Origin of the sequence: Pontibacter sp. BAB1700, from assembly GCF_000277005.1 — a bacterium.
Taxonomy (GTDB): domain Bacteria; phylum Bacteroidota; class Bacteroidia; order Cytophagales; family Hymenobacteraceae; genus Pontibacter; species Pontibacter lucknowensis.
In genome coordinates this window covers 1-26,548 of record NZ_AKIS01000013.1, presented here as the reverse complement: position 1 = coordinate 26,548, position 26,548 = coordinate 1, and the positions used below count along the sequence as shown (strand labels likewise).

Annotated in this window: 31 protein-coding genes and 1 pseudogene; 11 read left to right on the top strand and 21 right to left on the bottom strand. The window is 49.7% G+C overall.

Going from position 1 to position 26,548, the window contains the following annotated elements; genetic code table 11:
- Positions 1-4 precede the first annotated feature (4 nt).
- From O71_RS26235 to O71_RS02130, 3 genes are all read right to left on the bottom strand, one after another.
- Complete coding sequence (locus O71_RS26235) at positions 5-376, bottom strand: FAD-dependent oxidoreductase (protein WP_007652714.1); 372 nt, start codon at positions 374-376, stop codon at positions 5-7.
- Positions 377-550: 174 nt separating this feature from the next.
- Entirely contained in the window at positions 551-784 is a 234-nt protein-coding gene (locus tag O71_RS02135; RefSeq protein ID WP_007652713.1) for a hypothetical protein, read from the bottom strand.
- A gap of 63 nt (positions 785-847) precedes the next feature.
- Positions 848-1,189 (bottom strand): hypothetical protein, encoded by a 342-nt coding sequence (locus O71_RS02130; RefSeq protein ID WP_007652712.1) that lies wholly within the window; start codon positions 1,187-1,189, stop codon positions 848-850.
- A 38-nt stretch (positions 1,190-1,227) separates the two neighbouring features.
- On the opposite strand from O71_RS02130, the gene O71_RS02125 reads away from it, so the two are divergent.
- From O71_RS02125 to O71_RS02105, 5 genes are all read left to right on the top strand, one after another.
- The gene (locus O71_RS02125) at positions 1,228-1,419 is read left to right on the top strand and encodes a hypothetical protein (protein WP_007652711.1); all 192 of its coding nucleotides are present in this window, start codon (positions 1,228-1,230) and stop codon (positions 1,417-1,419) included.
- Positions 1,420-1,633: 214 nt separating this feature from the next.
- A complete protein-coding gene (locus O71_RS02120; RefSeq protein WP_007652710.1) occupies positions 1,634-2,305 on the top strand; it encodes a hypothetical protein in 672 nt (223 codons plus the stop codon).
- Positions 2,306-2,371: 66 nt separating this feature from the next.
- Positions 2,372-2,902 carry a hypothetical protein gene (locus O71_RS02115; protein ID WP_007652709.1) on the top strand — a complete coding sequence of 177 codons (531 nt, stop codon included), beginning with the start codon at positions 2,372-2,374 and terminating at the stop codon, positions 2,900-2,902.
- A gap of 203 nt (positions 2,903-3,105) precedes the next feature.
- A complete protein-coding gene (locus tag O71_RS02110) occupies positions 3,106-3,387 on the top strand; it encodes an SRPBCC family protein (RefSeq protein ID WP_007652708.1) in 282 nt (93 codons plus the stop codon).
- Entirely contained in the window at positions 3,384-3,650 is a 267-nt protein-coding gene (locus tag O71_RS02105; protein WP_007652707.1) for an SRPBCC family protein, read from the top strand. Before O71_RS02110 ends, O71_RS02105 begins: the two co-directional genes overlap by 4 nt.
- Positions 3,651-3,697: 47 nt before the next feature.
- On the opposite strand, the gene O71_RS02100 is transcribed toward O71_RS02105, so the two are convergent.
- From O71_RS02100 to dapA, 4 genes are all read right to left on the bottom strand, one after another.
- A complete protein-coding gene (locus O71_RS02100) occupies positions 3,698-4,168 on the bottom strand; it encodes a DUF421 domain-containing protein (protein ID WP_007652706.1) in 471 nt (156 codons plus the stop codon).
- Positions 4,169-4,177: 9 nt separating this feature from the next.
- Complete coding sequence (locus O71_RS02095; RefSeq protein WP_007652705.1) at positions 4,178-4,681, bottom strand: hypothetical protein; 504 nt, start codon at positions 4,679-4,681, stop codon at positions 4,178-4,180.
- Between the two features lie 48 nt (positions 4,682-4,729).
- Entirely contained in the window at positions 4,730-5,623 is an 894-nt protein-coding gene (locus O71_RS02090; protein ID WP_007652703.1) for a hypothetical protein, read from the bottom strand.
- Positions 5,624-5,746: 123 nt separating this feature from the next.
- Positions 5,747-6,616, bottom strand: a complete 870-nt coding sequence (gene dapA, locus O71_RS02085; protein ID WP_007652702.1) for a 4-hydroxy-tetrahydrodipicolinate synthase — start codon at positions 6,614-6,616, stop codon at positions 5,747-5,749.
- Positions 6,617-6,680: 64 nt separating this feature from the next.
- Between dapA and O71_RS02080 the strand changes: the two genes are divergently transcribed.
- Entirely contained in the window at positions 6,681-7,079 is a 399-nt protein-coding gene (locus tag O71_RS02080) for a type II toxin-antitoxin system RelE/ParE family toxin (RefSeq protein ID WP_369750856.1), read from the top strand.
- A gap of 49 nt (positions 7,080-7,128) precedes the next feature.
- Positions 7,129-7,413 carry a HigA family addiction module antitoxin gene (locus tag O71_RS02075; protein ID WP_317042629.1) on the top strand — a complete coding sequence of 95 codons (285 nt, stop codon included), beginning with the start codon at positions 7,129-7,131 and terminating at the stop codon, positions 7,411-7,413.
- A gap of 46 nt (positions 7,414-7,459) precedes the next feature.
- Here O71_RS02075 and O71_RS02070 read toward each other — a convergent pair whose 3' ends face one another.
- The 7 genes from O71_RS02070 to O71_RS02040 all read right to left on the bottom strand — a co-directional run bounded on the left by O71_RS02070 (position 7,460) and on the right by O71_RS02040 (position 15,369).
- Entirely contained in the window at positions 7,460-8,194 is a 735-nt protein-coding gene (locus tag O71_RS02070; RefSeq protein ID WP_007652699.1) for a LytTR family DNA-binding domain-containing protein, read from the bottom strand.
- Between the two features lie 4 nt (positions 8,195-8,198).
- Positions 8,199-9,212: a sensor histidine kinase gene (locus tag O71_RS02065; RefSeq protein ID WP_081490419.1), complete on the bottom strand. Its 1,014-nt coding sequence runs from the start codon at positions 9,210-9,212 to the stop codon at positions 8,199-8,201.
- Between the two features lie 414 nt (positions 9,213-9,626).
- On the bottom strand, positions 9,627-11,639 hold the full coding sequence (gene ligA / locus O71_RS02060) for an NAD-dependent DNA ligase LigA (protein ID WP_040573439.1): 2,013 nt from the start codon (positions 11,637-11,639) through the stop codon (positions 9,627-9,629).
- A gap of 177 nt (positions 11,640-11,816) precedes the next feature.
- On the bottom strand, positions 11,817-12,095 hold the full coding sequence (locus tag O71_RS02055) for a DUF4920 domain-containing protein (protein WP_071530815.1): 279 nt from the start codon (positions 12,093-12,095) through the stop codon (positions 11,817-11,819).
- Between the two features lie 41 nt (positions 12,096-12,136).
- Entirely contained in the window at positions 12,137-12,316 is a 180-nt protein-coding gene (locus tag O71_RS02050) for a hypothetical protein (RefSeq protein ID WP_040573432.1), read from the bottom strand.
- Positions 12,317-12,438: 122 nt separating this feature from the next.
- Entirely contained in the window at positions 12,439-14,790 is a 2,352-nt protein-coding gene (locus O71_RS02045; protein ID WP_007652691.1) for a patatin-like phospholipase family protein, read from the bottom strand.
- Positions 14,791-14,802: 12 nt separating this feature from the next.
- Positions 14,803-15,369 carry a hypothetical protein gene (locus tag O71_RS02040; protein WP_007652690.1) on the bottom strand — a complete coding sequence of 189 codons (567 nt, stop codon included), beginning with the start codon at positions 15,367-15,369 and terminating at the stop codon, positions 14,803-14,805.
- A 297-nt stretch (positions 15,370-15,666) separates the two neighbouring features.
- Here O71_RS02040 and O71_RS02035 point away from each other — a divergent pair, with 297 nt between their 5' ends.
- The gene (locus O71_RS02035) at positions 15,667-16,293 is read left to right on the top strand and encodes a cytochrome c oxidase subunit 3 (RefSeq protein WP_007652689.1); all 627 of its coding nucleotides are present in this window, start codon (positions 15,667-15,669) and stop codon (positions 16,291-16,293) included.
- A 5-nt stretch (positions 16,294-16,298) separates the two neighbouring features.
- On the opposite strand, the gene O71_RS02030 is transcribed toward O71_RS02035, so the two are convergent.
- Together O71_RS02030 and O71_RS02025 are read right to left on the bottom strand one after the other, a co-directional pair.
- The gene (locus tag O71_RS02030; protein WP_040573430.1) at positions 16,299-17,444 is read right to left on the bottom strand and encodes a gliding motility-associated C-terminal domain-containing protein; all 1,146 of its coding nucleotides are present in this window, start codon (positions 17,442-17,444) and stop codon (positions 16,299-16,301) included.
- A gap of 50 nt (positions 17,445-17,494) precedes the next feature.
- On the bottom strand, positions 17,495-18,487 hold the full coding sequence (locus O71_RS02025; protein WP_155800428.1) for a hypothetical protein: 993 nt from the start codon (positions 18,485-18,487) through the stop codon (positions 17,495-17,497).
- A gap of 301 nt (positions 18,488-18,788) precedes the next feature.
- On the opposite strand from O71_RS02025, the gene O71_RS02020 reads away from it, so the two are divergent.
- Positions 18,789-19,256 (top strand): hypothetical protein, encoded by a 468-nt coding sequence (locus O71_RS02020; protein WP_007652687.1) that lies wholly within the window; start codon positions 18,789-18,791, stop codon positions 19,254-19,256.
- Positions 19,257-19,381: 125 nt separating this feature from the next.
- Here the strand turns inward: O71_RS02020 and O71_RS02015 are convergent, their stop codons facing one another.
- From O71_RS02015 to O71_RS02005, 3 genes are all read right to left on the bottom strand, one after another.
- Positions 19,382-19,780, bottom strand: coding sequence for a DUF2147 domain-containing protein (locus O71_RS02015; RefSeq protein WP_007652686.1), 399 nt, complete (start codon positions 19,778-19,780; stop codon positions 19,382-19,384).
- 713 nt (positions 19,781-20,493) lie between these two features.
- Entirely contained in the window at positions 20,494-20,868 is a 375-nt protein-coding gene (locus tag O71_RS02010; RefSeq protein WP_143731951.1) for a hypothetical protein, read from the bottom strand.
- A 101-nt stretch (positions 20,869-20,969) separates the two neighbouring features.
- Positions 20,970-21,593: a C40 family peptidase gene (locus tag O71_RS02005; protein WP_007652684.1), complete on the bottom strand. Its 624-nt coding sequence runs from the start codon at positions 21,591-21,593 to the stop codon at positions 20,970-20,972.
- A gap of 264 nt (positions 21,594-21,857) precedes the next feature.
- On the opposite strand from O71_RS02005, the gene O71_RS02000 reads away from it, so the two are divergent.
- Positions 21,858-22,271 carry a hypothetical protein gene (locus O71_RS02000; RefSeq protein WP_007652683.1) on the top strand — a complete coding sequence of 138 codons (414 nt, stop codon included), beginning with the start codon at positions 21,858-21,860 and terminating at the stop codon, positions 22,269-22,271.
- Between the two features lie 102 nt (positions 22,272-22,373).
- Positions 22,374-24,176, top strand: coding sequence for a M61 family metallopeptidase (locus O71_RS01995; protein WP_007652682.1), 1,803 nt, complete (start codon positions 22,374-22,376; stop codon positions 24,174-24,176).
- A gap of 756 nt (positions 24,177-24,932) precedes the next feature.
- Here the strand turns inward: O71_RS01995 and O71_RS01985 are convergent.
- Together O71_RS01985 and O71_RS26975 are read right to left on the bottom strand one after the other, a co-directional pair.
- Positions 24,933-25,882 (bottom strand): annotated as a pseudogene (locus O71_RS01985) (Glu/Leu/Phe/Val dehydrogenase).
- On the bottom strand, positions 25,816-26,355 hold the full coding sequence (locus O71_RS26975) for a Glu/Leu/Phe/Val dehydrogenase (RefSeq protein WP_369750853.1): 540 nt from the start codon (positions 26,353-26,355) through the stop codon (positions 25,816-25,818). The pseudogene O71_RS01985 and the gene O71_RS26975 overlap by 67 nt, the downstream one beginning before the upstream one ends.
- Between the last annotated feature and the right edge of the window lie 193 nt (positions 26,356-26,548).

The following is a 26,548-nucleotide window of genomic DNA, read 5'->3' as shown; positions in this document are numbered from 1 at the left end:
CCTTTCAGGTTTGGCCGGGCCAGTCGTAATAAGCGGCGCTGGAGCCCGTGGCCAGCACCAGTTTGTCGTAGTGCAAGGGAGGTCCATTGCGGAGCACGAGCTTTTTGTGACTTGTTTCTACCCGCTCCACATAGTCGTGCACCAGCTTTATTTTCTGCTCCTGCCAGTACCAGTCGGCGTAAGGCACAATATCCTGGAAGCGCATGTGGCCCATGTACACGTACATCAGCGCAGTGCGCGAAAAGTGCAGTTGCGACTCCGCCGACACGATGGTGATGCGACAGGCGCTCCGCTTCCGCACACGCTGTGCCAGGGTGACGCCCGCAATGCCGTTGCCGATGATAACTAAGTGTTCCTGTGCTTTGATCTGGTTCATCCAAAAATTCTGTGCCTCTTGGGCGGCTATACCTGGTACACCTGAAATGACTGGTCATACCTGTGATACACTGCCGCGACAGGGCAGGTATAGCCAAAGATACGAAATTAGGACAGGCATAAAAAAAGGAAGGCCGGGTCATTCCCGGCCTTCCTTCTATGAAATTATCTCGAATTAGCGGCTTCCGGCGCTACTGCCGACATCCTGACCGCCGTCTTCTACGCTTTTGCCACCCTGACGGCCGCCGCTGCGTGGCTCGTTGCCCATGGCGCGACCTGCCTGATCGCTCTCCTCTGAGCGTGGAATCTGCTCTGACGGATCCTTCTTGGCTGTCGGGTGGATATTGGGCACTTTGTTGCCCTCATTTATTTTGCTTTTGTTCTGGTCTTTATTCTTATCTGCGTTCATCTTCAATCTGTTTTAGTTGTATTAAGTTTTACTCTGAATTGGTCCCAAGGTTATGCCTATACCTTAGTAACGGTCATAATCGGGGTTGGAGCCAGTGCGGTCAGGCGGACCATAGCGACGTGGCTGTCGCTGTTCGTAGTCACGCTGACGCTCGCGCATATCGCCGGTCATGGGGTTGTAGCGACGGTTGTAGTCCGGGTCGGAGTTGCGGTCGCCGTCATAGCCAAAGCTCAGCGATCCGGCCATGTTCCCGTAGTTCTCGTCGCGGCGATGCGGGTAGTTGTCAGGACGGTAATCGCCGTCGAAATTGCCGGATGTACGGTTGACGTAATGGTCCCCGTACTGCTGACGGCTGCTGCGCTCGCTGCTCCTTGGGTCGTTGTAGCCTGAGCGGTTGTCGCGCATACCTGCGCTGCCTCCATAGCGGCCACCAAAATCGCTGTATGCTCCCTGGCGTGAGCCGCCGCGGTAACTCTGCTGGTACTGGCGCTGGTATAGTCGTCATTGTCCTGCAGATTGCGGCTGCGACGGTATATGTAGTCGCCCCCCTGGTCTTCGTTGTAACGATCGCGGTCTCTGTCGCCCTGACCAGAGCGGTTGTAGGTGCTGTAGTGACTGTCTTCATCCAGGCGTAGGCGCCTCTGTACTGCGATTCGTCGTTTCGGTTATTGTCGCGTCTGTTTTCATCCCGGCGGTCCTGCCAGTTATTATATCTGTTCATTTTTTATCTTGATTGGTACACCCTCTATAAACGCACATTTGGTTGGGAGTTTACGCAGCGTCCTTAACCCAAAGCAGGGACATGCCCGTAAACAGTAGCAATAATGTATGTATTAAAACCACAATGCTATGAGAAACAACAGAGAAGGAAACCGCGATAATCGTAACATGGAGCCGCGCTGGGCACACGGGCATCACCACGGCGAGAATTCAGACCGCGGCAATTACACCGTGGACTCGCACTTTAACAGCGGGTATGGTGAGCAGGAAGACGATTACTATGATACAAGAACTTTCAACACCAACATAGATCATGAGTACGGTTCGCGCCAGGGTCGATTTCAGCCGGGCGGTGCACAGTACAGCGGAGAGGATTTTACATCACGCAACCGCAGAGGGCAGGATAACCCCTACGGCATGAGCTATGTACCCAACGACGACTATAACTCAGGCCGACACTATGACCCGCAGGCCGACTACAGCGACCGCGACTATGATGACATGCGCCGGCAGGGAAACAGCTGGATGCGAACAGGCATGCCGGATGAACGCTTCGGCCATGATGTAGGGCGGGGTGACCGGGATTTCAGAGGTCACTCATCTATGGGCGACTACGAGTCATACCGACGCTATGAGATGGGCAACCGACAGTATGACAATGACTACAGCGGAGGCTTTGCAGGCCGCAACCATACGGAGGGCCGAGATCACTTCGGCGAAGATAGTTACTATAGCAACATGGACCGCTGGGGACAGAATGACCGCCAGCGCCGCTCCGAAGACCGGCACAATCGTCATTAATATGTAAAATCAAACAGCCGCAGGGGAGAGTGTCCTCTGCGGCTGTCATTTTAAAAAAGCAAAAACATGAGAGACTATAGAGATCAGAATTATGGCGACTTCAGCCGCCAATACCATGAGGAGCATCCGCGCCAACAGCAGTACCGCAGAGAGCAACGCGACTGGGACAGAAGACAGGAAGACGAAGGAGCTGGCCGTCAGTATCGTGCACGACACGAAGAGCGTGATAGATTTGAAGGCAACTACCGTGGCAACATGGCGGACTACTACAACACCATGTATGATACCAGCAACTATACCGGAGTGCCAAGGCATGATGAGTATGGACTTCCGTATGGTTCAGAGAACGACCTGGACCGCATCAGCAGGGGCAACCCGAGGTTTGCTGACCCGGATCGCTTTGAGCGGACCCGCTACCGTTACAACTCAGGCTACAACCCGAACTACGACAATCCGGAGGAAGGCGACCTGTACCGTGACTTCGACAGCCGGGGCAATCATGGCTTCCGCCACGATGCCTCGTATGGAAATGCAGACGAGTTCAGAGACTTCGGCGATGACCACTATGGCTCCCCTGATAGGAGTGGAAGATACTAGCGTACAGAGGTTTTAAAAATGCCCATACTATATTGTATACTTTTTTTCACCATTGCGTATAAGTGACTATACATTAGTATTGAATTTCCATCTGAGAAAGGCCACAGCGTAACAGCTGTGGTTTTTTTCATTTTCTATGATATTTTCGAAATTGTATTTAATTTCTTTGGATTGATAAAATTTTACGTTTACCTCTCACTTATATGCATGTGTTAAAGTCTTTCCTGCTAGGAGCCGTTACTTTAATCGCCATACTGGGCGTCATATCCATCAGTCTGCCTCGCCAGATCCATTTGCAGCGTGATATCATCATCAATGCACCTGCCGATGTGGCTTATGAGCAGCTCAGTGACTTACGGAATTGGCCTAACTGGCTTCCTGGGCATCATATTGATACCGGTAAGTCGCTTAGCTACGCCGGTCCACCAATAGGGCGCGCTACAACTGGACCAGCCAGCGACGCGGCATTGGGCAGGGCATTGTGACAATCGTAGCGGCGGAACCGCCCAGCCGACTGGTTACCAACCTCGAATTTGAAGAAGATGACAAAGCGCACAGCACTTTTGTATTAGAGGAGACAGAAGAAGGCACAAAACTCACCTGGCACTTTGATAAATACATGGGCGACAACCCGGTTCGTAAGTTCTCAGGTTTGCTGATCGACAGTACAGTGGGAGAGGAGTTTGAGGACGGACTCGAAAACATCAAGAAAGAAGTGGAAGCCAGGTACGTGCTGAGCGATAAATAACGCGGCATTGCTGTAAGACCAAAAGCCCAAGGTATAGCCTGAAAAAGCTATACCTTTTCTATTTCCTTCTGTTCCTGTTCTTTCGGGATAATGGTGATCTTACCGTCCTTTTCCAGAATGGCGTACTTGATCTGCTCGAGTCGCTCCAGACCCCGCAGCGCCCGTGCCGACTCCATAATATCAGCCTCGTCCACCCGCACTTTTTTCAGCCGTTCGTGCAGCAGTTTGCCGTCATCGAGCAGGATCACAGGCACACCATCCAGCACATTTCCAAACCCCTTATATTTCTGTTTCAGAAGCGAAAGGCTGATGTCGGTAAGCAGCAGCGTGATAATCAACACAAAGCTGTTCATCAAGGAATGGTCTTCGCCAACGAGTGCCTGCTCCGCAGTTTCGGCTATGATCAGGAGGAGCACAAAATCAAAAACAGTGGCTTCGTACAAGGTTCTTTTACCGCTTATCCTGAAAATGATCATCAGGAAAACATACAGGATCAATCCTCTGATAACGGTTTCCATAGGGTCGAATTAAGGGTGAATGAACTGTGTGATAGCTACCTGTTTTTCGGCTGTGGAGAAGTGCAGAGGCAGCGAGCCCATTCCTTTTGGTGTCAGGTAGAAGGTAACGGAAAAAGGTTGCCTGGCCGTAGTAAAGCGGTAGGTAATGCCCTGCCCGGTTGTATAGACTTCGGCGGGCTCAGGCACCACCTTGTCTATTTTGAGTTGCTCGTAAAAGTCTTTGCTGAGGTGTAAGTCTGTGAGAGAGTCACTGGTAGAGGCATGCAGCTTCACTTTGATTTCGGCAGGGGCACTGCGTCTGATAAAGCGTTCATATTCTACTTCGAGTCCTTCAGCACTGTCGCCAGCTTTTAAGCTCTGTAGATTGCCGATGCCACCATCACCGGTAAAACCGAGCAAGGCAGCCAGTACAAAGATGCTCATCACAACCCATGCTACCCGCTGAACTTTCCAGTTGGTGCTCTCCAGTTGAATATCCTCGTCAATGTCGAGTTCGCCTCTATGTTTTCTCACGGCTATACCTTGCGTTTGCTTTCGCAGGTATATAACGCTAAGGCAGATTTATGGTTTTGCTACACTGTCAGGAGGTACAATCTCGGGATAAGCTTCTGTTTTGAAGTCAGCTACTTTCTTATAAAGTTTTCCTTTTTCGGCAAGAGAAGACAGAAAGAGGGTGACCTTGGAGGTGTTAAAATGGTTGGATAGATCGGCCAGTAAATCCGGTATGCCATCGCGGTCCAAGTCGCCTACCCAGAGGAGTACGTAAATGGCACTTTCGAAATTCTCGTCAGAGGCCAACTCCTGTGTGATCCTACGTCCGTTTTTAGTGCCTGTCACTGTCCATCTGTAGTTCCGGACCGAGTAAGACTCTGAGCCTTCCTGCTGGATGCTGTCACCGCTGGCTGCCAGGGTATAGGTCTTGCCTTTATACCTGAGGTCGATGGCAGTATTCGGCAGAATCACCTGATCCGGGTAGCCTACTGTGTCCACTTCACTGGCCTGTAATTTGGCTATACCTGTCACAAAAAGGAGTGTATTCGGGTGCTCCCCCCGAACTTCACGCCCAGAGCGTACCTGCCGGCCCTTGTCATAGACCGGATCAAAAAAAGTGGTGACCTGCATACCGCTGGGCTGCAGCCGGAAAACGCTGTCATCCTGCACCAAGGCCATCCAGGGCTTCTGCTCCGCACCTTGCCATACTTCGTGCTTATGGAAGCGTCCTTCGATCATGATCTTAGCAGCGGATTTGGGCTCTGGACTCAGATCAGTAGTGTCAGGGGTATAGTGCTGCAATTCGTCATCGGCGGGCAGTTTGGCTGAGTCAGGTGCCTGCACCAGACTGGTGTCCGTTTCGAGGAGGTGCGTATGATCCGTCCGGTTGGCCTGCGACTGGTCCGGGGAATTGTTGCAGGCCACCATGCTCAGTACTAAAAACAGGATCGCAGGTATACGCATTGTGGTAAGGAATTAGAATGGAAGAAAACGAATATAGCGAAAATATCTTTCGGGCAAACAAAAAACAGGAAGGCTGACTGCTGCCAACCTTCCCGTTCTGTATGCTATACCTTAATCCTAAGCCTAAAGGTTCTTGTAGAGTCTGTCTTTCAGACCGGCAGAAGCCTCCACTAAAGGAAGACGCACTGCTCCACCGCATACGCCAAAGCGCTCCAGCAGGGCTTTCACGCCCACCGGGTTACCTTCTTCATACATCATCGGGTTGATGTCCACGAAGTCGAATAGCAGGTCAGAAGCCTCTTTGAATTTATTTGACAAGCCCAGGCGGATCATGTTGCTGAACTTCTCAGGGAAGGCATTGGCCAGCACGGAGATTACACCCACAGCACCGAATGCGATCATTGGTAGGGTCAGCATATCATCGCCGCTGATCAACAGGAAATCTTCCGGCTTGTGCTTGGCAATGTGCATGCACTGTTCCAGGTTGCCGGATGCTTCTTTGATACCGATGATGTTTTGGTGAGCTGCCAGACGCACAGTCGTGTCAGGGGCAATGTTGCTGCCCGTGCGACCCGGTACGTTGTACAGGATAACCGGCACCGGGCAGGCATCGGCGATCTGCGTATAGTGCTGGATGATGCCTTGCTGCGATGGCTTGTTGTAATAGGGGCTCACCGAAAGCACGGCGGCTATACCTTCCAGGTCAGTTTTCCGGATTGTGTCGAGTACGTGCTGTGTGTTGTTGCCGCCCAGACCATATACCAGTGGTACACGACCGTTTACATGCTTCTTCACGAAAGCCAGAATCTCAGCTTTCTCCTCAGTTGTGGTGGTGACCGATTCGCCTGTGGTTCCGTTTACCACGAGGTACTCCACACCACCTTCGATGGTAAAATCAAGCAACTGGCGTAGTCCGTCGAAGTCCACGGCCATGTTGCTGGTAAAAGGGGTTACCAGAGCAACACCCGTTCCTTTTAATTTATCTTGTATCATGCGCTGTTTTTCCAAAGCACGAAGTTCGAACTATCCAGCGGAATCTGCAAGTGTTTAGGGTTTAGTGTCTCATATCAAGCTTTTTTTGGGAAGCAACCAACGGCTTAATTTTTTAAAGACAATATATTTATCGTTAAAACAACTTGTAACTTGTAACGTAACAGGTTATACTTGCGATGTGATAGTTAGTTTCAAACATAAGGGGTTAGAAAAGTTCTTCTTAAAGGGGGACGGATCTAAACTAAACCCTCAGCACTTAGACAAAATTGGCGAGATACTTACGGTGCTTCATGCCGCTATTTCGATCCAAGACTTGAATGTGCCGGGATATGGGTTACATCAGCTTAAGGGCAATCTCAAAGGCCACTGGGCCGTGAAGATTAGCGGAAACTGGCGGATCACTTTTAAGTTTGTCGGTGAAAATATTGAAGTGTTGGATGTTAATTATGTAGACTACCATTAGTCAAACAAATGGCAACTATTACCAATAGAATTTTTTAGCAATGATGTTAATGTACAACCCAGCCCATCCAGGCAAGATTTTAAGGAGATACACGGATAGCACAGGCCTTTCCATTACTGAGATAGCTGAAAAGATCTTTATCAGCCGCAAGAACCTCTCCATGATATTAAACGGTCATGCCGGAATCAGTCCAGAGATGGCATGGAAATTATCTGCAGCATTTGGCACCACTCCTCAGTTTTGGATTAATCTGCAGGTGAATTATGACTTGTGGCAAGCCAAGCAGAAGGTAGACATATCAGGTATTGAACAATTGAGCAAGCCAGCTGCCTAAATTTTCATCCCTAATTTGATACTTCTGGTATTTACCTGACAAAGCCCTATTGTATATTATTCTCCTCCACCCAATGCAGAAAATGGTCTTTGTATACCTCGCCGATCGGAATTTCCTTGTTGCCGATGCGGATGCGGCTTTTCTCGATGCTGTCGATCTTGTGAAGGGCCACAATGAAGGAACGGTGCACGCGCATGAACTTTGACTCAGGCAGCTTTTCCATCGCCTTGTTCATGCTCAGGAGCGTGATGATCTTCTGGTCCTTGGTTTGGATGATGATGTAGTCCTTCAGGCCCTCGATCCAGAGGATGTCGGCAAAGTCTACGCGCACGGTTTTGTAGTCGGCTTTCACGAACATGAAATCCTGCTCGGGTACATGTGGGGCAGGGGCGGCTGCCGGGGCCTCCGGTGACTTATGGCTGCGCTGCAAGCGTTCCTGTGCTTTGGTCACAGCCTTCAGAAAGCGGTCGTAGGGAATCGGCTTGAGGAGGTAGTCCACGGCATCGTGGTTAAAGCCCTCAAGCGCATAATTGGGATAAGCCGTTGTGAAAATGATCAGCGGCTGGTTCTTAAGAATGTTCAGAAACTGTATACCCGTGAGTTCGGGCATCTCGATGTCCAAAAACATGAGGTCGATCTGCTCTTCCTGCAGTACCTGCATGGCCTCCGTGGCGCTGGAGCACGTTTTCACGAGTTTGAGGAAAGTAAGTTTGCTCACATAGCTCTCAATGATGTCGAGGGCAAGTGGCTCGTCGTCAACGGCAAGGCAGCGGATGATCATAGGTTTATTTTTTTGGTTGGAAGTACAGTTTCAACGAAGCAAAAAATGTATCGTCTTTTTCTTCTAAATACAGCTCGTGTCGGTGAGGGTAGAGCAAGTTAAGGCGTTGCTTTAGATTTTGCAAACCAATGCCGCCAAAGTCCTTCTTTTTGTGAGTACTGCTGTTGTTCACGGTAGAGAACTGGAGCCAGTCATCCGTTATAACCAGGTTGAGCGTAATACCCACCTCGTTGCGGCTCACGAGTCCGTGCTTGAAAGCGTTCTCCACCAGTGTCATCAGCAGCATTGGTGCAATCTGTTTGCCGGATGTGTCACCTTCCACGTTCAGGCGGATGCTGGTCTGTTCGCGCAGGCGCAGCTTCTGCAGGTCTATAAAGTTTTGAATGTGTTCTACTTCCTTCTCCAGACTCACCAGCGTGTCGTTGCTTTCATAAAGCATGTAGCGCATCAGGAGTGATAGCTTCATGATGGCATCCGGCGTCTCGGGTGACTGCTTGTAGGCCAGCGAGTAAATGTTGTTGAGCGTGTTAAAAAGAAAGTGCGGGTTCACCTGCGATTTCAGAAAATTCAGTTCGGCAGCCAGTTTCTGGTTTTCAAGCTCCTTGTTACGCCGCTCATTGCGGATGTAGTTGCCGGTTACCTTCAGGGCCGAACTGATGAACACTACGATCAGGCCCGCCAGCACATAATTGAGAATGCGATCAGAGGAGTAGAGCATTGTCATACCCGGGTTAAACTCCCGGAACACGTAAAAGTCGAGAGGCGAGCGTACCAGTGCGACGGCAGTCAGCGTAAGCAGGACAACTCCCAGGTATCCAAAGATCTGGTTTCGGGCAAGAAAGCGGGGGATCAGCACATACCAGTTGAGGTAGAAGATCATCATGGCAAAGCTTAATCCCACCAGTGAGTCAACGGCCTTATTGAAAGAAAGGCCGCGCTGAAACTGAATGTAGAAGATCCAAGCTCCAAAAAACGCCCAGGCTGCCACATGTATGGCTAATTTGTACCGCTTTTTCATGGTAAATGGTGGTAGGGCTATCAAGTTCAAGGCTGTAATGCTAATGGGTGATGAAAGCGAATCTAAACGTAAGTCTGTTGCTGAAGTTAAGCAATATTACGTTGCTTCCATATAACCACGAGCCTATACTATACAGAAGGGCAAACGAGCCCTATCAAAGCTTCAATTTAAAAGATCAAATCAGAAAAGGCGAGAAACGGTTGTTTGTATATCCTTTTCAGCTGTTCGTCTATTTCATTTTTATTTATCGGCTTAAATGCCTCCATTTGTAGCATAAACCCCAGCTGATATGATGTGTTGGGTATATGGCTTAAAGGCCTGTTTTAAAGTTTAATTGTTTTTATTGTTTGTTTGTAAATCAGTAAGCGCCGGCCTCTTGTAGACCGGCGCTTACTTTTTGCAGGGGTGGTAAGGTTAATGGCTGACCATCCCTAGAAACTCGTCCTCAGAGAGGATGGTAATGCCGAGTTTGTTAGCCTTCTCGAGTTTGGAAGGTCCCATTTTGTCACCGGCCACGAGGTAGGAGAGTTTGGCTGAGATAGAACTGACCACTTTGCCACCGTGGCTGACAATGATGCGCTGCAATTCCTCGCGACTCACACTCTCAAACACGCCTGATATCACAAAGGTCTTACCGTCAAGTTTATCGCTTTCCATTTCAGGAGCAGTGTTTTCACCCTTGAACTGCAGACCGGAGGCCTTTAAGCGCTCAATCAGTTCCTGATGCTCTGGTCTACTGAAGTACTGTAGCAGCGACTGCGCAATGCGGTCGCCAATCTCGTTCACCGCGATCAGTTCTTCGTACAGGGCGCCACGCAGTGACTCAATATCTGGGAACTGCTCAGCCAGTTTCTTAGCCACGGTGCTCCCCACGTAGCGTATACCCAGGGCAAACAGCACGCGGTCGTAAGGTGTCTGCTTCGATTTCTCCAGGCTGTTAAGGATGTTGTTGGCTGATTTCTCACCCATGCGTTCCAGGTTCACCAACTGCTCGAAGGTAATGTCATACAGATCGGCTACGTTGTGGACAAATCCGGCATTGTAGAGCTGCTCGATGGTTTTGGGGCCGAGCTCGTCAATGTTCATGGCTTTGCGGGAGATAAAGTGTTCCAGCTTGGACATGATTTGCGGTGCGCAACCTTCCTCGTTCGGGCAGTAGAAGTTCGCTTCGCCTTCGGCGCGCACCAGTTCGGTACCACAGGCCGGGCAATGTGTCGGGTAGATGATCGGCTGCGAGTCGGCAGGGCGTTTACTGAAGTCCACACCGGTGATCTTTGGTATGATTTCACCGCCTTTTTCCACGTGCACAATATCTCCCAGACGCAGGTCAAGACGCTGTATCTCGTTGGCATTGTGCACAGAGGCTCTTTTTACAACTGTTCCGGCCAATAGCACGGGCTCCATGATGGCCACAGGGGTCACGGCGCCGGTACGCCCGATCTGGTACTGTATGTCAAGCAGGCGGCTTACAGCACTCATAGCCGGGTACTTGTAGGCGATCGCCCAGCGCGGACTCTTGGCGGTATAACCCAGTTCTTCCTGCAGGGCATAGCTGTTCACTTTCACGACCACACCGTCTGTGGCGATCGGCAGCTCGTGGCGTTTCTGTTCCCACTCGTTGATGTAGTCCAGCACGGTATCAATGGAGCTGCACTTTCGCCAGGTATCGGATACCTTAAAGCCCCATTTCTGGATAGCCTGCAGACTCTCCGAGTGTGTGTCAAACGGACTGGGAGAGCTCATGAAGCCATAAGAAAAACAGCCCAGTTTACGGCTGGCTACGATCGCTGAGTCCTGTTGCTTGAGCGTACCGGAGGCGGCGTTGCGGGGGTTAGCCAAAAGCTGCTCACCGGCTTCTTCACGTTCGGCATTCAGCTGCTCAAACACCTGCAAGGGCAGAAAAACCTCACCACGCACTTCAAAGCTTTCGGGGTAGTCTTTGCCGTGCACCTGCAGCGGAATGTCACGGATGGTACGCACATTGGCTGTGATATCGTCGCCTCTTGTTCCGTCACCGCGGGTGGCGCCCTGTACAAATTCTCCGTTCTCATAAGTCAGGCTAATCGCTACCCCGTCAAACTTCTGCTCGCACACATACTCCACCTCGTCACCCACGATCTTGCGCACGCGCTTGTCAAACTCCCGCAGGTCTTCCTCGGAGTAAGTGTTGCTCAGCGAGAGCATCGGGTACTTGTGGTACACTGTTTTGAAGCTCTTGGTGATGGTGCCGCCCACCCGCTGGGTAGGGGAGTTGGGCTGGCGCAGTTCCGGGTGCTGCTGCTCCAGTTGCTGCAGCCGCTCGAGCATCATGTCAAATTCGTAGTCAGAGACTTCAGAAATGCTGTTCTGGTAGTATTGGTAATTGAGGTAGTTTATGCGTTGGGTGAGCTCCTGAATCTCAGTAGCCGGATCGTTTGCTAGGGCCATAAGGTATTTCTGTTTGATCTGTAAAAATAGAGAACCGGACGCAGGCTGCCAAGTACCGATGACTTTAAAATATGACATCTGGCAAGCGTAAACGGCCAGGTGAACCCAAAGGACAGGTATAAAAAAAGCGGCTGCTCTGGAAGAACAGCCGCTCAGGTATAGGTATGGCTTTGCTGCCTATTTCAATTTCACGCCGTCTGCCACAAAGCGCAGTTCTTCTCTTGGTTGGGTAATAGCGGCAATCTCCTCAGCTGACTTGCCTGCGTCCTCGGCAAAGTGGCGCTGGTCATCTACTGAGATCACCTCATGCCTGGCTATACCTGTAAATACAGCCGTTTTGCCTGACAGGTCCTCCACCGGCAGGAAAAAACCATAATCGCGGAACGTTACTTTCATCGTGCTGCCATCTTCCAGCTTCACATCCATCCAGCATCCTTTTGACTGACAGCTCTGCACGATCTCAGCAGCAACGGTAGCCTGTATAGAGTCGTTTCCACTTACAGCCTGCTGTAGTTGACCGCAGAGAGTACGTTGTCTTCCGTGAATGAAGCGCCATAGGTATTCGCATCCGTTTCAGTAGCAGCTGTGGTGATTTCCTGACCTTCGTTGGTCGTGCTTGTCTGTGAGCAGGACTGCAGTACGGCAGCTGCAAGTAAAAGAGCAAATAGTTTTTTCATACAGGTATGGGTTGGTTGTAATTGCCAAATATAGAGATTATTGGGTAAGTGGGAAATAGTTGGAGACCATTCCTTCCAAAAAGCAGATTCACCCGCCCGAACTGTCAGACTCACCACCCGGGCTACTCTAATGCTTTGTTTTGAAACAGCAGAAAGCCAAGGTGAAACAGCACGCCCCATTCTTTGGTCTGGTCGTTGTAATAATTCAGACTCAGCGCAGCAGGGCCCAGGATGCCATGGTAAACGACAGCTGCCGTGGCAGCCACGCCCGTACCTGTGAGTTTCTTTCCATAGTACGCCTGCTGGTCACTGTCCTGAAGAATTGGCCGGTAGGGCTGAAACACATACCCCTCGGTGCGGGCCTCCAGTCTGGGCGTGATCAGGTACACGTATTGCAGTCCACCCGCCACAAATTCATGTGCCCTGAACCGATCCAGAAACAGCGTGCGGCTGTCAGCCAAAGGATGAAAGGCCGGCGCTATGGTCAGGGTAGAGCGGTAGTTGCTGAAGAAAGGCTGCGTCGAAATCACGCCCTCCAGCCTGTAGCCAATACGGTGGCTACCATTGCCCAGAAAGTCCTCAAAAAGCAAACGCCCATAAAACCAGTTATGATCTGATGAGAGCTCCTGTATTGCATTGGACGTTGAGCCGGGGCTATACTTTTCGGTAGCGCTGACCAGTCGGCCCGTGGCCGTGAACATGCGCCCGCCTGAGGGGTACTGCTTACGGTTGAGCCCGCCACGCCTGAAAGTGGCGCTTGCAGTCATGCCGCTGGTTGCCGTGCGATCGAGTGTGTCGGATCGCTGAATCTCAAGGCGGTTGCTATACCTGTCGATGTGCTGCGCATAAGCCGCACTTAGTACCAGCTTGCCTTTGTAGGTATTGGTGAAGCCCAAATTAACGGCAAAGTTGCGATCGGTTTGTTCCAGCAGTGGCAGGTTGTTACGCTCCAGCAGCAAACCCGTGGTGGACAGAAAATTCCAGTGGTTATAGGTAAAGGCGGGCTCCACATAATAAGGCAAGCTGGCAGGCACGTCAATGCGCGTCCGCAACTGAGCGCCTTGGTAGAACCTGCCCGTCTGAAAACTTCCGGCAAAGGTATAGAGCTGCCGACCGAGCACACTGTACTCCAGACCGGCGTATATATTGTCGATCGGGCGGGACGCCAGGACGCCTCCCAGGGCGATCTTCAAACCGTCCTCCTTTTTCACGTTGAGGAGCAGGTCATAAGTCTTGGCCTTGTTGTCGTAACGCATGGTCGGGTAGAGGTTGCGGAAGTTATCAATGGCAGCCAAACGGAAATAGCCCGTTTTTACTTCCTGTATGGTATAGCCGTCCCCCTGTGAACTTCTGAAAAAGCGCTCTACGAAACCCTGCTGGTTTCTTTTAAGGCCTTGTATCTCGACGTTGCGGAAGGCATGTGGCTGAAACCCGCTTCTGAATTTCTCCCGCTTTGCACTGAGCTGCTCAGGACCTACCCTGCGTTTTATTTTCTGCAGGATCTGCTCCATGTTCGTATTCGCCTCCTTGTAACCCGCTGCGAAAAAGTCCTCTACATTTTTAAAATCAAGTGAAGTCAGGTTGCCCAGCTCAGGCTGCAGGTAAATGTCCTTTTCATGCAGAGCCGTCGAGTCGGAGTTCGACATCATGGCGTAGAGCAAGGTATAAGCCAGGTCGAAATCATCTTTGTCGTAGGGGTACTCGCTGTAGGTTTTGGACGATACGTTCACCCCAATGATGATATCCGGATTGAAGTCATTTCGGGCTACGTCCACAGGAAAGTTGTTGTACAACCCACCGTCAAAGAGCAGGCGCTTCTCTATCCGGATGGGCTTGTAGAACAAGGGCACCGTAAGCGTGGCCCGCACTGCATCGGCGAGCTGCCCCTTGCGCAGGATCACCTGTTGTTGGGTGAAGATATCTGCGGCTACGCAGCGGTAGGGCACCATGAGTTTGTCGAAATCGTAGCCGGCACGGGCAGCAGGCTGGGAGAGTAGTTGGGCCAGGGCAAAATTGAGTGAAGCATCGTTAACGAGATTGGATGTGAGCTTGGCCTGGAAAGCCGAGTCTAGTGCTACGTGCAGTTTGAGCAGGGAGGGGTTTGGGTCCGGGGAGGCAAAGTTGTAGGTATAGTTCTGCTCCGGCTTGCCCGTAGCCCAGGCCTGAAAAGCCTCGGTGTGGATCAGGTACTCGATCTCAGCGGGAGAGTAGCCTGCCGCATAGAGGGCCCCCACGATGCCACCCATGGAGGTACCCACGATGTAGTCGATCGGGATGTTGTTCTCCTCCAGCGCCTTCAGTACTCCCACATGCGCTATACCTTTTGCACCCCCACCGCTCAGCACCAGGGCTACTTTCTGGGCATAGCCAGCTGTGGGCCGGCTTGTCAGCAGGGCCAGAAGCAGCAGGTAGGAGAGGGTGTTTCGGAGTACCTGCAACAGCGTAAATTGGCGGGCAGCCTGCAATAGGCGCATAGCAATGTGTTTTTAGCGGTTCCTGATGTCGGCCCAGCGTGCACTGTGTATCGTGAACAGCATGCGGCCCGTCAGCCTGGAGGTATAGCGTGCAGGCACCCGCAGACGCAGGTCCTGTAGCATCAGTTCAAAACTGGTACTGAAGGTGATCATGTTACGATCAGGCGTAAAGGTGACCGGGACGACTATTTCTTTAATGATACCTTGTATATTGATAAATACTCTACTGTTCAGTGTCTGTCGGTTGCGGTTTCCGGCATTGATCTGCTCGATCGGCGCTTCTATTTCGATGTAAAGATCCGGATAGCGGGATACAAAAAAGATGTCCTGCACCATGGCTACCGGGCTGGAATCATTAGCCGGAAGCAGGTTCTCGATAGGCAAAAGGCACTCGAGCTTACGGGTATTCTGATCGTAGCGCACCAGCATTTTATTGGACTGGAAATCGTAAGTGTTACTTTCTCCCTCCAGGCTCACTTGCATGCTGTTGTTGGCCGTATAAGGTATACGGTGCTGCTGTGCCCACGCAGATGCGGTAATAGATAAAATACAAAGTAAAGTCAGTAAAAATTTGGTCATAAATGAGCTTGATGTAGCATGTACTCCTGCTAACGCAAAACAGCCGAGAAAGGTAAAGCGGTAGTTGAGGTTTAGTGCAGGTATTTTTTCAAGAAAGCAGGCTGAATATTTTCTTGCAATGGTCAAACTTACTTCAGATCATGAATAACACTGTGAAATCTTATTTTTTGTGAAGCATTTTCAAAACTATAAACCCCTCTAGATGGTATATAGAAATAGACAAATTACCCTTCATTCAAATTGAAAAGAGAAGGCCCGCAGCCATAAGACGGGAATGCTCGGGGGATATGACTCGACATGAACCAGGATAGAAAGAATAAGGTAGACGCACGCCAGGGCTCAGCATTTGGCAAAATAGAGCATCTGCACCCGATACGGATGTTGCTATACCTGAGTATGGTTGGTATTGGCGTACTGTTCTTTGTGCTGGTGGTAGCTTTTGTTCGGACGGGCGGTTTCGGCAGTGAACAATTCTCTCTTCCTAAGTTTTTCAGCGTCAGCACGCTGCTTTTGCTTTTCAGCAGCTACACCATCAGCAAAGTTCCCCGCATATACAAGAAGGATAAACTCCGGAAAATGACCCGTTACCTGGCCGGTACCTTTCTTTTGGGAGTGGCCTTTATCGGCGCCCAGATATTGGGCTGGCGCGAGCTGACTGTCTCCGGAGCCTACTTCACCGGCAAAGCCTCGGGCAGTTACCTATACCTGATCACGGCACTGCACCTGCTGCACCTGCTGGGCGGTATGATCTTCCTGGCTTTTCTGCTCATCAAGACTGCTCATATGGCAAGCGATGGCGTACGCAGCCTCATCTTTATCCGCGACCCGTACCGCCGACTGCAACTCTCGATGCTCAATACATATTGGCACTTCCTGGGCGCGCTCTGGCTCACACTATACCTGGTTATTCTTTTTATGACCTGATTGCATTAGCGCACCAGCGTCACAGATCCTCTGAATTTATCGGCACCATAGTCGATCACATAGTAGTATACCCCGTCGTTCACGTCCTTGCCGTCCCACTTAAAGTTGTGCGCCGTGCTGGCGAACACTTCTTTGCCCCAGCGGTTGTAAATGCGGATGTGCTGAAAGGCACTCGTGCACACGTCAGCCGGCATACCGGGTATCTCAAAAAAGTCGTTCAGGCCGTCATCATTCGGCGTGAAGATGTTGGGCGGAATAAAGGTTTTGTAATCTGGAACTTTCACTTTGAACTCCATCGTAATCAGCTGCAGCGGGGACGGTGCGCAGGCATCTTCCTGCAGGATAAAATCAACTCGCAGTACACCCTGCTGGAAAGCGTCGCAATTCGCTATCCAGTTAAACTTGCCGGTAGCTGCGCCCAGTCCGCCTGTCGACGTAAAAGTCATCCCCATTTTGTCCAGGTCAAAATTCTCGCCACGTGCCAGCATGCTGAGCAAATGCCCATCTAGGTCAGTACCATTAAAATTAGCCTCGAAAGGTTCATTCAGGTCCACCTCAAATACCAATACCTGTTTATCAGTTGTCAGCACCGGTATCTGATTCGGGTAGTCTGTTCGCACCTCTATGATTTCAGTTCTTGTCAGTTCTTCGCCGCACACCATGGAGGTCGCCGTAAATTCGATCTGATAAGCGTCCTGCCTGAGCGTTTCGCAGTCTATTTGCCAACTGAAGGGCGACTGTACCTGCCCAATGCCGCTGCCGCCCTGGAAGTTGATTGGCAGTGAGTTCATATCAAAGTTCAACCCCCTGGCTGAGATAGTGACCTCGTCGTTGTCGGCATCAAATCCGAGCACGTTGAAGTCAATCACATCACCTTCCATCACAGTGAACAAGCGATCAGGTTTTGATAACTGGATAGAAGGCGGTTCGTTAGGTATAGGATCAATCACAAAGCTCACCTGCAGTGTATCCTGCCTTGGCAGACTACAACCATTGTCTTTCACGATGAGGTTGAGCTTAAAGACCTGTCCCTCCGTGTCAAAGCATTCATCAAAGCAAACGGTCGCATTGAGCGACTCCTGCCCGCCTGGTACGTTCACGACTCCACTGGTAGTGCCTGAGAAGGTATAGAGGTCGCTGCTGAAGTTCACAGGACGCGCGTAAAGTGTAATCCTGGAATTAGGATCCGGATCGGTAAACTCTACGTTAAGGCAGCGGGCATCATCCGGCTGATCCGGATCACATCTCCTCGCTTGTAATTGGTGGTTTGACCGTTCACCCTGGCCTGCACGGCAGGACTCTCGTTGCGGGGGCAGTCTTTTACCAGGAGCTGGAAGTCGCGTCGCACTTCGCCTATCTTCACGCCATTGCGATACTCCTGCACACGCACCGCGAATACAAAGAGGCCAATACGATCCGGGCGTACCGTCAATCTACCCGTTTGCTTTTCAATGATAATAGGAGGGGTGCCTTGTATCTGGTTTTCGCGGTTATAACCGGGCAGCCATATGATCTCAGGATAGGGTGCAGGTCTGGCGATGGGAGCTGCATTGGTAGGGTCTGCAGTGGCGTACCCGTTAAGCGGGGTAACCATGTCATACACCAGCGAGTCGCCGTCAGCATCTGTGCCGCTGAAGTCGTAGTAGAACAGCTCGTTGGCGCAGGCATAGTCGCTAAGCGGCGGGAACAGGCGGGGAGAAGAGTTGACGAACTGAGAGCCATTTCTCGTAACAGGCGGAAACTCCATGTAAAACACCTGGCCGGCCGCATCCGGCATCACAATGTTATTGATCGTACGGTTACGGCAGCAACGCTCCCAGGCCATATAATAGCCCTGCGGACTGTTAAACATATTAGGCGATAAGACCACATCCTGGGAATATACAATGCGCCGTGTACGCAGCTCTCCGATCGTACAGGCTATATCGGTATAGTTCACATAGGTGTCACTGCGCAGGGGCAGCTGCACATCCATCATGAAGCGGTTGTTCAGCTTGTCAAAAATCCGGATATTGGCTGAAGGATCCCGTGCGCCCTGTGTACCGTTTACATCGTCAAAGTAGAGGTTCATCGTGATGCGGTAGGTATAGCCTGAGCGATGCTCTATTTCCAGTTCACCACCTACTATATGTGTGGCTTTGGCCTGCAGGCAAACCATCAAGAGGCACAGCAAGAGAAGTAAAGCGTGTTTCATGAATAGAGGCGTTTTGGGATTCCTGGTAAATTCCGACAACACAGAACCGGTAGTGCGGTATAAGTTACATGAAATCCTGAAACTTCCCTATCTGGGCTGAGATTTTTATAGTAACTGCACCCAACATTCACGTACTTTTTGCGTTATAGGTCTTCTGGGAATCGGCTTAATATTGCAATTGCGAGTCAGAATATTACTGTTTATACGTATTTAAAACATTCCATGTCATTCGGAGTTATAAGCAAACATAGATATTTTGACACCCTCCAAAACTGATCGTTTACCGGATAATGTATATATCATGATGACGCTAACACAAGAACTTGAACTGAAGAAAAAACTACTGCAGGAGTCCACCAGGTTATTAAATATGCAAATACAGGCAGCGAAAGAGGCCATGGACGAGGCGCAGGAAAGTGCTAACGAGCACCATGGCGCAATTGAGGACAAATTTGAATCATTCAGGGAGGCCTGTCAGATACAGCGGGATATGTATGCCCGTCAACTTGATGAACTGATCACGACCATGGGAGTTCTTAAACGGGTGAATTCAACGAAAGAGAACAAGGAAGTATCATTTGGAGCGGTGGTGATGACGGAACTGCAGAACTACTTTATAGGTGTTAGCCTGGGAGAGATGAAAATAGACGGAGAGTCGTTTTACGCCATTTCAGGTATGTCACCACTTTACAAGGCGATGGCTGGTAAAACCAGCGGTGAAACGTTTGTTTTCCGTGACAAGACTTACAAAGTACTGCAGGTATTTTAAGCCTGTTAGGTATGATAGCAAACCTTTTGCGCTAAAAATAGTTTAATATAGCAGTAAAGGGTTGAAAACAGAAAAGGTTGGCTTTAGGGCCAACCTTTTTTGCATTATATGATCTGACTAAACGATTACTCTACGCGCGTCCAGTTCTGTGTCCTACCAATGAGTGAAATTCCGATATAGCCTTTTACTTCCATTTTATCTTTGCCCTTCATTTTCATGTAGCAAGAGTAAGTTTTGCCGCTCTCCGGGTCATAGATCGTACCATCATCCCATTTGTTATCGCCATCATACTTGAAGTCTTTCATGAACACCATGCCTTGCAGTGGGCGGTTGCGCATTTTTTTGTCCGGATTATTATCATCCAGTTTCGGTTTGCCATTTCTAAGTGGCTCTTTCAGTTGCACGATCTTACCATACAGTTTATCGCCTGACTGGTAAATCTCAAAGCGAGCTTTGCCTTCTTCATTGGTCCAGATGCCAACAGGAGAAAGTTTCTGCGCCCACGCTACAGTGGAGAAGAGCATAAGGGCTACAAGGTTAGCAGGTGTTTTTTCATGATTTGGGTTTTGTTTGATAAGATTAGTAACGAAATATAGACAAAATAATTCATTTTTCAACTAAAAGGCGATACTGGTCGATTTTTTTACGAAAGGCAACGCAGCTTTCGTTTATTTGAAGGTAAAGTGATAACAAGTGTTAAATATTCCTATACCTGGTCGCAGCCAGTCTTTTTTTGCACCGGGTTCATTCTGAGTGACTTAAAAATATAGTATGCAACTAACAGGCCAGTGTGCATGCGCCGGAAAGAAAATGTGATAAAATAAGTGCTGAACCTTGTGAACTTATCAGCGTTATTTTAACTTTATACTAACAGTTAAGCGGCGAGTGCTGCGGCCTTGCGTATGACTGCCACGAGCAGCGGCGCACGGTTTATGTCGGACTAAAGAGAAAGGAGGTGCTATGTCTAATCCATCAGTCGTCTTAGTAAGCCTTGGTAATAGTGTTCACCTTAATGGTGAGCTGGCTTAGTAAGCAGTGAGTATCTACTGCTTGCGCAGTAAATATTACCTTTGGTCTTGAGTGATGGTGCTGCTGCAAAACAGGGCGCCGCTTGTTAAGATTTGAAGGATTCTTAAAGCGCTTGGTGTAACTTGACGGGCTACACCAGGCGCTTTTTCTTTTTCTATACCTAAGGTATGCCTGTAAGCAGGAAACCAAAACCTACAGCTTATCTTCCTTACAGATCGTCCTTGTAGATCGTGTTGTCGCGCAACCGACGTTCCCTTAAAAAAGAAGCCACATAAGACAGTACCGCTAAAAAGCAGCTGATACCCATTAGCAGGATCAACACGTGCTTGCTGTCCCACACGAAATTGTCTGGGTCGATGCGGAGGATGAGCAGAAAGCCTGCCAGCAGCGTGAGTGCCGAAACGGTATGAAATACAAAACGGTTGTGACGCTTTAAATGATAGGTAGTGGCCAGCAGCAGGATACCGAACACCGGTGCCATCAGGGCCAGCAGCGGTCGGGAAGGTGAAAGAAAGTATACTGCCAGTCCGGCCAGGATCAGTACCAGGGCGTTGATGGAGTTGGCTATGTAGGGATGCACCATATTCATTTCTTTTTAGATGAAATTTGCCCGGCCGGCTAATGCCAGTCGGGCTATATAGTGTATCTTACGTAATTACAGGTAAATTATGTTTGACCCATGCCTTACAGCACACGCCTGATACCCAAAAAGCGTCTGTCATAACCGGTACCTTCTACCTGGCTTATCTTTACGCCACCATTAGAGGAGGAATGCACAAAACTGATTGTATCGCCGGGCTCAGAAATCACGATGCCCACATGGCCGGGTTCACGTACCTGCGGGTTTGTACCCGTAAATACAACCAAATCACCCGGTCGGGCCTCGTCACGCGTGACAGGTATACCATCCTCCGACTGTGTGGTAGAAGAACGTGTTACCGGCACTCCGAATTCCTGGTATACATGCGAAGTAAAACCAGAGCAGTCAAAACCATTGTTGCTCGTACCGCCATACACATAAGGCGTTCCCATCAATGTCAGGGCATAAGCAATCAGGGAGTCCGTGACAATGGTGCCACTGGCATCTACCCAGGCCAGGTCAGCGTCATCAGGATCGGACTCTATCACTGCATCCCGATTTTCTGAGTTAGCCGATTGGGCTGTAGGTTCTGTTTTATCTGTTTTCAGGCTGGCAAAGCGCACCGAAGTTGTTTCCTGTGCAGGAGAGGCTGCCTGATCGGTACCCGCAGATAATAATATCAACAGCAGTACGACAGGGGCAAGCATTAAGGCAATCATCTTTTTCATAGCGATAGGGTTTAGGTTTAGTAACAATAACTATGGAAATATCGTGCCAGCCTGTCTGCTATCAGCCATCTAATTCAGAAAACCTCTGATTTGCTACACCCAGAAAACTTAATTCTGACATTTTTAACAGGCTTTTCAGGGCCATTCGTCAGAGTATTATGTCTGTTCATATAAATTATCAGCGTAATCAAATTAATATGGTATAATAAAGCTATATTTTAGCATAAATTTTATAATTTTGCAGATGATTTAAAACTTGATAGGATGGAATTGTTTAAGTCGGATACCTGTACAGTAGATTATGTGGAAGATCGGTTGATGGTACAGTACAACCGGACAATGCAGGCAGAAGAGTTCAGAGAAGGGTTGCTTGAGGCCTTTCGATTTGCCATGAAGCATCATGTGAAGCAGTGGCTGTTCGATCTGCGCAACATCGGTAAGCTCAGTGAGGAGGAGGAAACCTGGCTACAGGTGCAGCTTTTTCCCCAGATCATGATGCACCTGGGTACGGGAAATCATGTAGCGCTGGTAGTAGACGAAAATTGCTACCATGATATGATTAAAGAATCCGGGCTCCTGGGGCTGAAGAGCTATAATTCCTTTATCATCATAAATACCTTTTGTGATATACAGGATGCGATCAACTGGCTGGATCACCGCCAGTCAGAGTGTGCATGAGCACCAGTATTACGCTATACCTGAACCTTGCGGATTTTGAAAAGCAGGCTTTTTGTCGTAAAATGCCGGAAAGCTTTTAAATCATCAACCCATCTATTCCGCATGTTTCATCCTAAACAACCTGTTCTTTACCTTTTCTTATCCTTCTGTTTCTTTTTCCTGACCACACTGTCGACATTGGCTGCTGACCTGCGCTATACCTTGTCGATGTCTGAGCCACATACCCACTATTTTGAGGTAGAGGTGGAGCTGAGCGGTGCCCGGCAAAACTATATTGACTATAAAATGCCCGTATGGGCTCCTGGCTCGTATCTGGTGCGTGAGTTCGCCAAAAATGTGGAGGGCTTCAATGCCACCGACAAATCGGGCAAAGCGCTGCGCCACGAGAAGGTAGACAAAAACACCTGGCGTGTATACAGCAATAAAACCGAGGCCGTGCGTGTGCGCTACAAGGTATACGCCTACGAGATGAGCGTGCGCACCAGCTTCCTGGATGCCTCTCATGGCTATGTGAACGGTACAAGTATATTTATGTATCCGGAAGGTCATCAGAAGCAGCAGGGTACATTGGTGGTGCAACCTTTCAAGGACTGGAAGACGGTGTCTACCGGCCTCAATAGCACAGGCAACTTTACTTATACCTTCCCTGACTACAACATCCTGGCCGACTCTCCTCTGGAGATTGGCAACCACGAAGTGCTCCGATTCGAAGCAGGTGGCGTGCCGCACGAAGTAGCCATGTACGGGGAGGGCAATTACCAGCCAGAGCGCCTATTGGCCGACATGAAAAAGGTAGTGGAAGAATGCATCAGTCTGATGGGCGAGCTGCCTGTTGACCGCTATGTGTTCATTGTGCACAACCTGCACCGCGGCGGCGGCGGACTGGAGCACCTGAACTCGACTACCTTGCAGACAAGCCGCTGGAACTATGGCACCGAGCAGGGCTATACCGGTTTTATGGCGTTGGTAGCGCATGAGTACTTCCACCTTTGGAACGTGAAGCGCCTGCGTCCGGCCCCACTTGGTCCCTTTGATTATGACAAGGAAAACTATACCCGCCTGCTGTGGGTATCGGAGGGCATCACGAGCTATTACGATGACCTAATCACCCAGCGAGCCGGTCTGATGCGCACAGAGCGCTACCTGGATGTAGTGGCAGGCAGCATCAACTCAGTAGAGAACACGCCAGGCAACCAGGTGCAGACGGTAGCCGAGTCCAGCTTCGATGCCTGGATCAAGTACTACCGCCGCAACGAGAACACTAACAATGCCGAGGTGTCCTATTATACCAAAGGCGGCGTGCTCGGGCACCTGCTGAACATGGAGATCATGAAGAACACCAAAGGCGACAAAAGTCTGGATGACGTGATGCGCTACATGTATGACCGTTACTACAAGAAGCTGAACCGTGGCTTTACGGAGCAGGAGTTCAAGGAGGCGCTGGAGCGTTTCGCCGGTCGCAAGCTGGACGATTTCTTCCGGAGCTACGTGCACGGCACCGAGACGCCGGACTATAACCGCTTTTTCGAAGCAGCCGGGCTAAGGCTCGTTGACCAGAACGAGGGTGTGCTCAACCTGAACTGGGGAGCTGGCACGGCAGTGGAGAATGGCCGCACCATCGTGAAAACCGTGGCACGTGGCAGTAGTACCTGGGAGGGAGGCCTGAACGTGAATGACGAGCTCATTGCTATTGACGGCTACAGAGTCGAAAGCGACATTTCTCCCCTGATCAGTGGCCGTACGATCGGTGACAAAGTATCGGTAACTGTTGTGCGCGACGGTAAGCTGCTGGAGTTGCAGATTCCGATTGTGGCAGATAAGAGTGTACGCTACCGTTTTGAGCGTGTAGAAAAACCAACCGCAGTGCAACAGAAGATCTATACGAAATGGCTGAAGCTGCAATAGCGACTGTTTAAACAAAGCAAAAGGCCGGCTCTTGATGAAAGAGCCGGCCTTTTGCTTTGTTCAATCGGCAGCTTATACTGATTATCTAATCGCTTGTACACTACAATTGTGATAAGTTTACAATAATTTGATCTTAAACAATAGGTGTCTGGTATTGGACTGTTTTCTATTCAGAAGTCTGGTATTCAATTGGATTGGTTTTTTAACTTTTGCCAGTCAGGATTTGCGCAAAAATAAAATTTATACTATATTTCGAATACAAACACCAGAAACCAAGCGGTTTGCCATATGGTCATCAGTGATTCGTCCTATGCTCTTGTTACCTATCTGAAGGAAGCAGATGTGCTATCCATTAGCTGGAAATTGAAGCCAGATACAGATCAGTTCAGAAACTTATATTGGCAGGTGCTGCAGTTTGTGAAAACCAACCCTAAGATCTGCTATTACAGTACAGACATATCACGCATTGGTCCTTTTGATGCAGAGCAGGAGATCTGGCTAAGCCGCGAGTATTACCCACAGGTATCGGACATTATCGGGGTGGATATTTACGCGGCTGTTATCTTTTCCGAGGCCACTTTAAGGCGCTTGTCAACAACTACATTGCCTCCCAACTGTTACCGGTGCATGACTTTATTCACTTTAACTATTTCACTGATAAGGCTGAGGCAATGGACTGGCTACTATACATACAAAAAGGTCAGGACCTTGCCATGGTAGCAAAATCCTGACCTTTCCAGTTAGTTCTTTTACCCATCAAGGGAAAATGCCAAGCGCTTCATAACTCACCCCGATCTTTTCGATGGCAGTCAGGAAAGCAGCTGCGCGCATGTCATGTATATCCTTTTTGTTCATGACGCCTCTGATCTCGTGATAAGCGTTGATCATGGTGTCCTCCAGACCGGAGCGCACCAGGCTGATTTCGTCAGAACCCTGTATTAGCATAGTACGCTCATGGGTAGTCAGGCTTTTACCGGAAGCGCTCTCAATCGCATTGACGAGGCGTCTATGGCTGGCTTCCTCGGCACGTTTGCCCATACGTCCGAATCGTACATTCGATAGGTTTTTGAGCCACTCAAAGTAGGATACGGTCACACCGCCTGCGTTGATGTAAAGGTCAGGTATAATGATGATTCCTTTCTCGAGCAAAATCTTTTCAGCATCACGGGTGACAGGGCCATTAGCACCTTCCGCAACTATTTTCGCTTTGATGCGGGCTGCGTTGCCGGCATGTATCTGGTTTTCCAGGGCGGCCGGAATCAGGATGTCACACTCTTCTTCCAGCAGTTCCACTGAATTCTCAAAGTTCTTGCACTGCCCGAAATCCAGGATAGAGCCTGTTTCACTGCGGTGCTTGAAAGCCTCCGCACATCTATGCCATTGGAGTTGTAGATACCGCCTTCGCGTTCCGCTATGCCTATGATAATGGCGCCGTCCTGCTGACAGAAGTGGGCGGCATTATAGCCTACGTTACCCAATCCCTGCACAATAACACGCTTGCCCTCCATGGTAGTGCCTTCTATACCTGCCTTTTTCATGTACTCTGTGTCACCCAGGGCTTCGCGTATGCCATAGAATACCCCCAGACCAGTAGCTTCTGCCCGGCCCCGGATACCGCCCTGGCCCACAGGCTTGCCCGTTACACAACCCAGCGCATTGGTTTCGCCATATTTGAGTGCCTGATACGTGTCGGCAATCCAGGCCATTTCGCGGCTGCCCGTACCGTAGTCAGGGCTGGTACGTCCATACCTGGCCCAATCAGGTTTTTCTTGATAAGTTCAGCTGCGTAACGGCGCGTTACTTTCTCGAGTGTTTTGACAGAACTGGTGCGTGGATTGATCTTTACACCACCCTTGGCACCCCCAAAAGGCACATCCACCACCGCGCATTTAAAGGTCATCAGCGTTGCAAGTGCCTTCACCTCATCCTCATCTACCTGCATGCTGAATCGGATACCCCCTTTAGACGGAAGTTTGTGGTGGCTATGCTGCACTCTGATGCCTTCGATCACTTCTACACGGCCATCGATCTCAACCGGAAAAGACACTTTATATACACTGTTGCAGGTCTTGATCTGTGCCAGAATACCAGGGTCAAGCTTTGAATAACTGGCCGCGTGATCAAAGAACTGGTGCACGCTTTCCAGAAATTTTTTGCCTTCATTTTGGGTGTTTGCCATAGGAGTATATCTTTTTTTGGTGAATGCATTAAATGAGTTTAGAACGTCTGCCGGGGTAAATTGTTTGCTTAAGGGCTTTTGTTTCGGAAACTGACTTAAGTTAAAGAAAAAATATTTAGCAGCTTAGAAACTTGTCAGTAAGCCAGTTAAGTTTGTTAACTATATGAAACCAATAAAATATTTAACTATTTCT

Bases quoted from the DNA above. Each gene is read 5' to 3' on its own strand.
- O71_RS26235 (WP_007652714.1), bottom strand. From the start codon at position 376: ATGAACCAGATCAAAGCACAGGAACACTTAGTTATCATCGGCAACGGC.
- O71_RS02135 (WP_007652713.1), bottom strand. From the start codon at position 784: ATGAACGCAGATAAGAATAAAGACCAGAACAAAAGCAAAATAAATGAG.
- O71_RS02130 (WP_007652712.1), bottom strand. From the start codon at position 1,189: ATGCGCGACAACCGCTCAGGCTACAACGACCCAAGGAGCAGCGAGCGC.
- O71_RS02125 (WP_007652711.1), top strand. From the start codon at position 1,228: ATGCTCCCTGGCGTGAGCCGCCGCGGTAACTCTGCTGGTACTGGCGCT.
- O71_RS02120 (WP_007652710.1), top strand. From the start codon at position 1,634: ATGAGAAACAACAGAGAAGGAAACCGCGATAATCGTAACATGGAGCCG.
- O71_RS02115 (WP_007652709.1), top strand. From the start codon at position 2,372: ATGAGAGACTATAGAGATCAGAATTATGGCGACTTCAGCCGCCAATAC.
- O71_RS02110 (WP_007652708.1), top strand. From the start codon at position 3,106: ATGCATGTGTTAAAGTCTTTCCTGCTAGGAGCCGTTACTTTAATCGCC.
- O71_RS02100 (WP_007652706.1), bottom strand. From the start codon at position 4,168: ATGGAAACCGTTATCAGAGGATTGATCCTGTATGTTTTCCTGATGATC.
- O71_RS02090 (WP_007652703.1), bottom strand. From the start codon at position 5,623: ATGCGTATACCTGCGATCCTGTTTTTAGTACTGAGCATGGTGGCCTGC.
- dapA (WP_007652702.1), bottom strand. From the start codon at position 6,616: ATGATACAAGATAAATTAAAAGGAACGGGTGTTGCTCTGGTAACCCCT.
- O71_RS02075 (WP_317042629.1), top strand. From the start codon at position 7,129: ATGTACAACCCAGCCCATCCAGGCAAGATTTTAAGGAGATACACGGAT.
- O71_RS02070 (WP_007652699.1), bottom strand. From the start codon at position 8,194: ATGATCATCCGCTGCCTTGCCGTTGACGACGAGCCACTTGCCCTCGAC.
- O71_RS02065 (WP_081490419.1), bottom strand. From the start codon at position 9,212: ATGAAAAAGCGGTACAAATTAGCCATACATGTGGCAGCCTGGGCGTTT.
- ligA (WP_040573439.1), bottom strand. From the start codon at position 11,639: ATGGCCCTAGCAAACGATCCGGCTACTGAGATTCAGGAGCTCACCCAA.
- O71_RS02050 (WP_040573432.1), bottom strand. From the start codon at position 12,316: ATGAAAAAACTATTTGCTCTTTTACTTGCAGCTGCCGTACTGCAGTCC.
- O71_RS02045 (WP_007652691.1), bottom strand. From the start codon at position 14,790: ATGCGCCTATTGCAGGCTGCCCGCCAATTTACGCTGTTGCAGGTACTC.
- O71_RS02040 (WP_007652690.1), bottom strand. From the start codon at position 15,369: ATGACCAAATTTTTACTGACTTTACTTTGTATTTTATCTATTACCGCA.
- O71_RS02035 (WP_007652689.1), top strand. From the start codon at position 15,667: ATGAACCAGGATAGAAAGAATAAGGTAGACGCACGCCAGGGCTCAGCA.
- O71_RS02025 (WP_155800428.1), bottom strand. From the start codon at position 18,487: ATGAAACACGCTTTACTTCTCTTGCTGTGCCTCTTGATGGTTTGCCTG.
- O71_RS02020 (WP_007652687.1), top strand. From the start codon at position 18,789: ATGATGACGCTAACACAAGAACTTGAACTGAAGAAAAAACTACTGCAG.
- O71_RS02015 (WP_007652686.1), bottom strand. From the start codon at position 19,780: ATGCTCTTCTCCACTGTAGCGTGGGCGCAGAAACTTTCTCCTGTTGGC.
- O71_RS02010 (WP_143731951.1), bottom strand. From the start codon at position 20,868: ATGGTGCATCCCTACATAGCCAACTCCATCAACGCCCTGGTACTGATC.
- O71_RS02005 (WP_007652684.1), bottom strand. From the start codon at position 21,593: ATGAAAAAGATGATTGCCTTAATGCTTGCCCCTGTCGTACTGCTGTTG.
- O71_RS02000 (WP_007652683.1), top strand. From the start codon at position 21,858: ATGGAATTGTTTAAGTCGGATACCTGTACAGTAGATTATGTGGAAGAT.
- O71_RS01995 (WP_007652682.1), top strand. From the start codon at position 22,374: ATGTTTCATCCTAAACAACCTGTTCTTTACCTTTTCTTATCCTTCTGT.
- O71_RS26975 (WP_369750853.1), bottom strand. From the start codon at position 26,355: ATGGCAAACACCCAAAATGAAGGCAAAAAATTTCTGGAAAGCGTGCAC.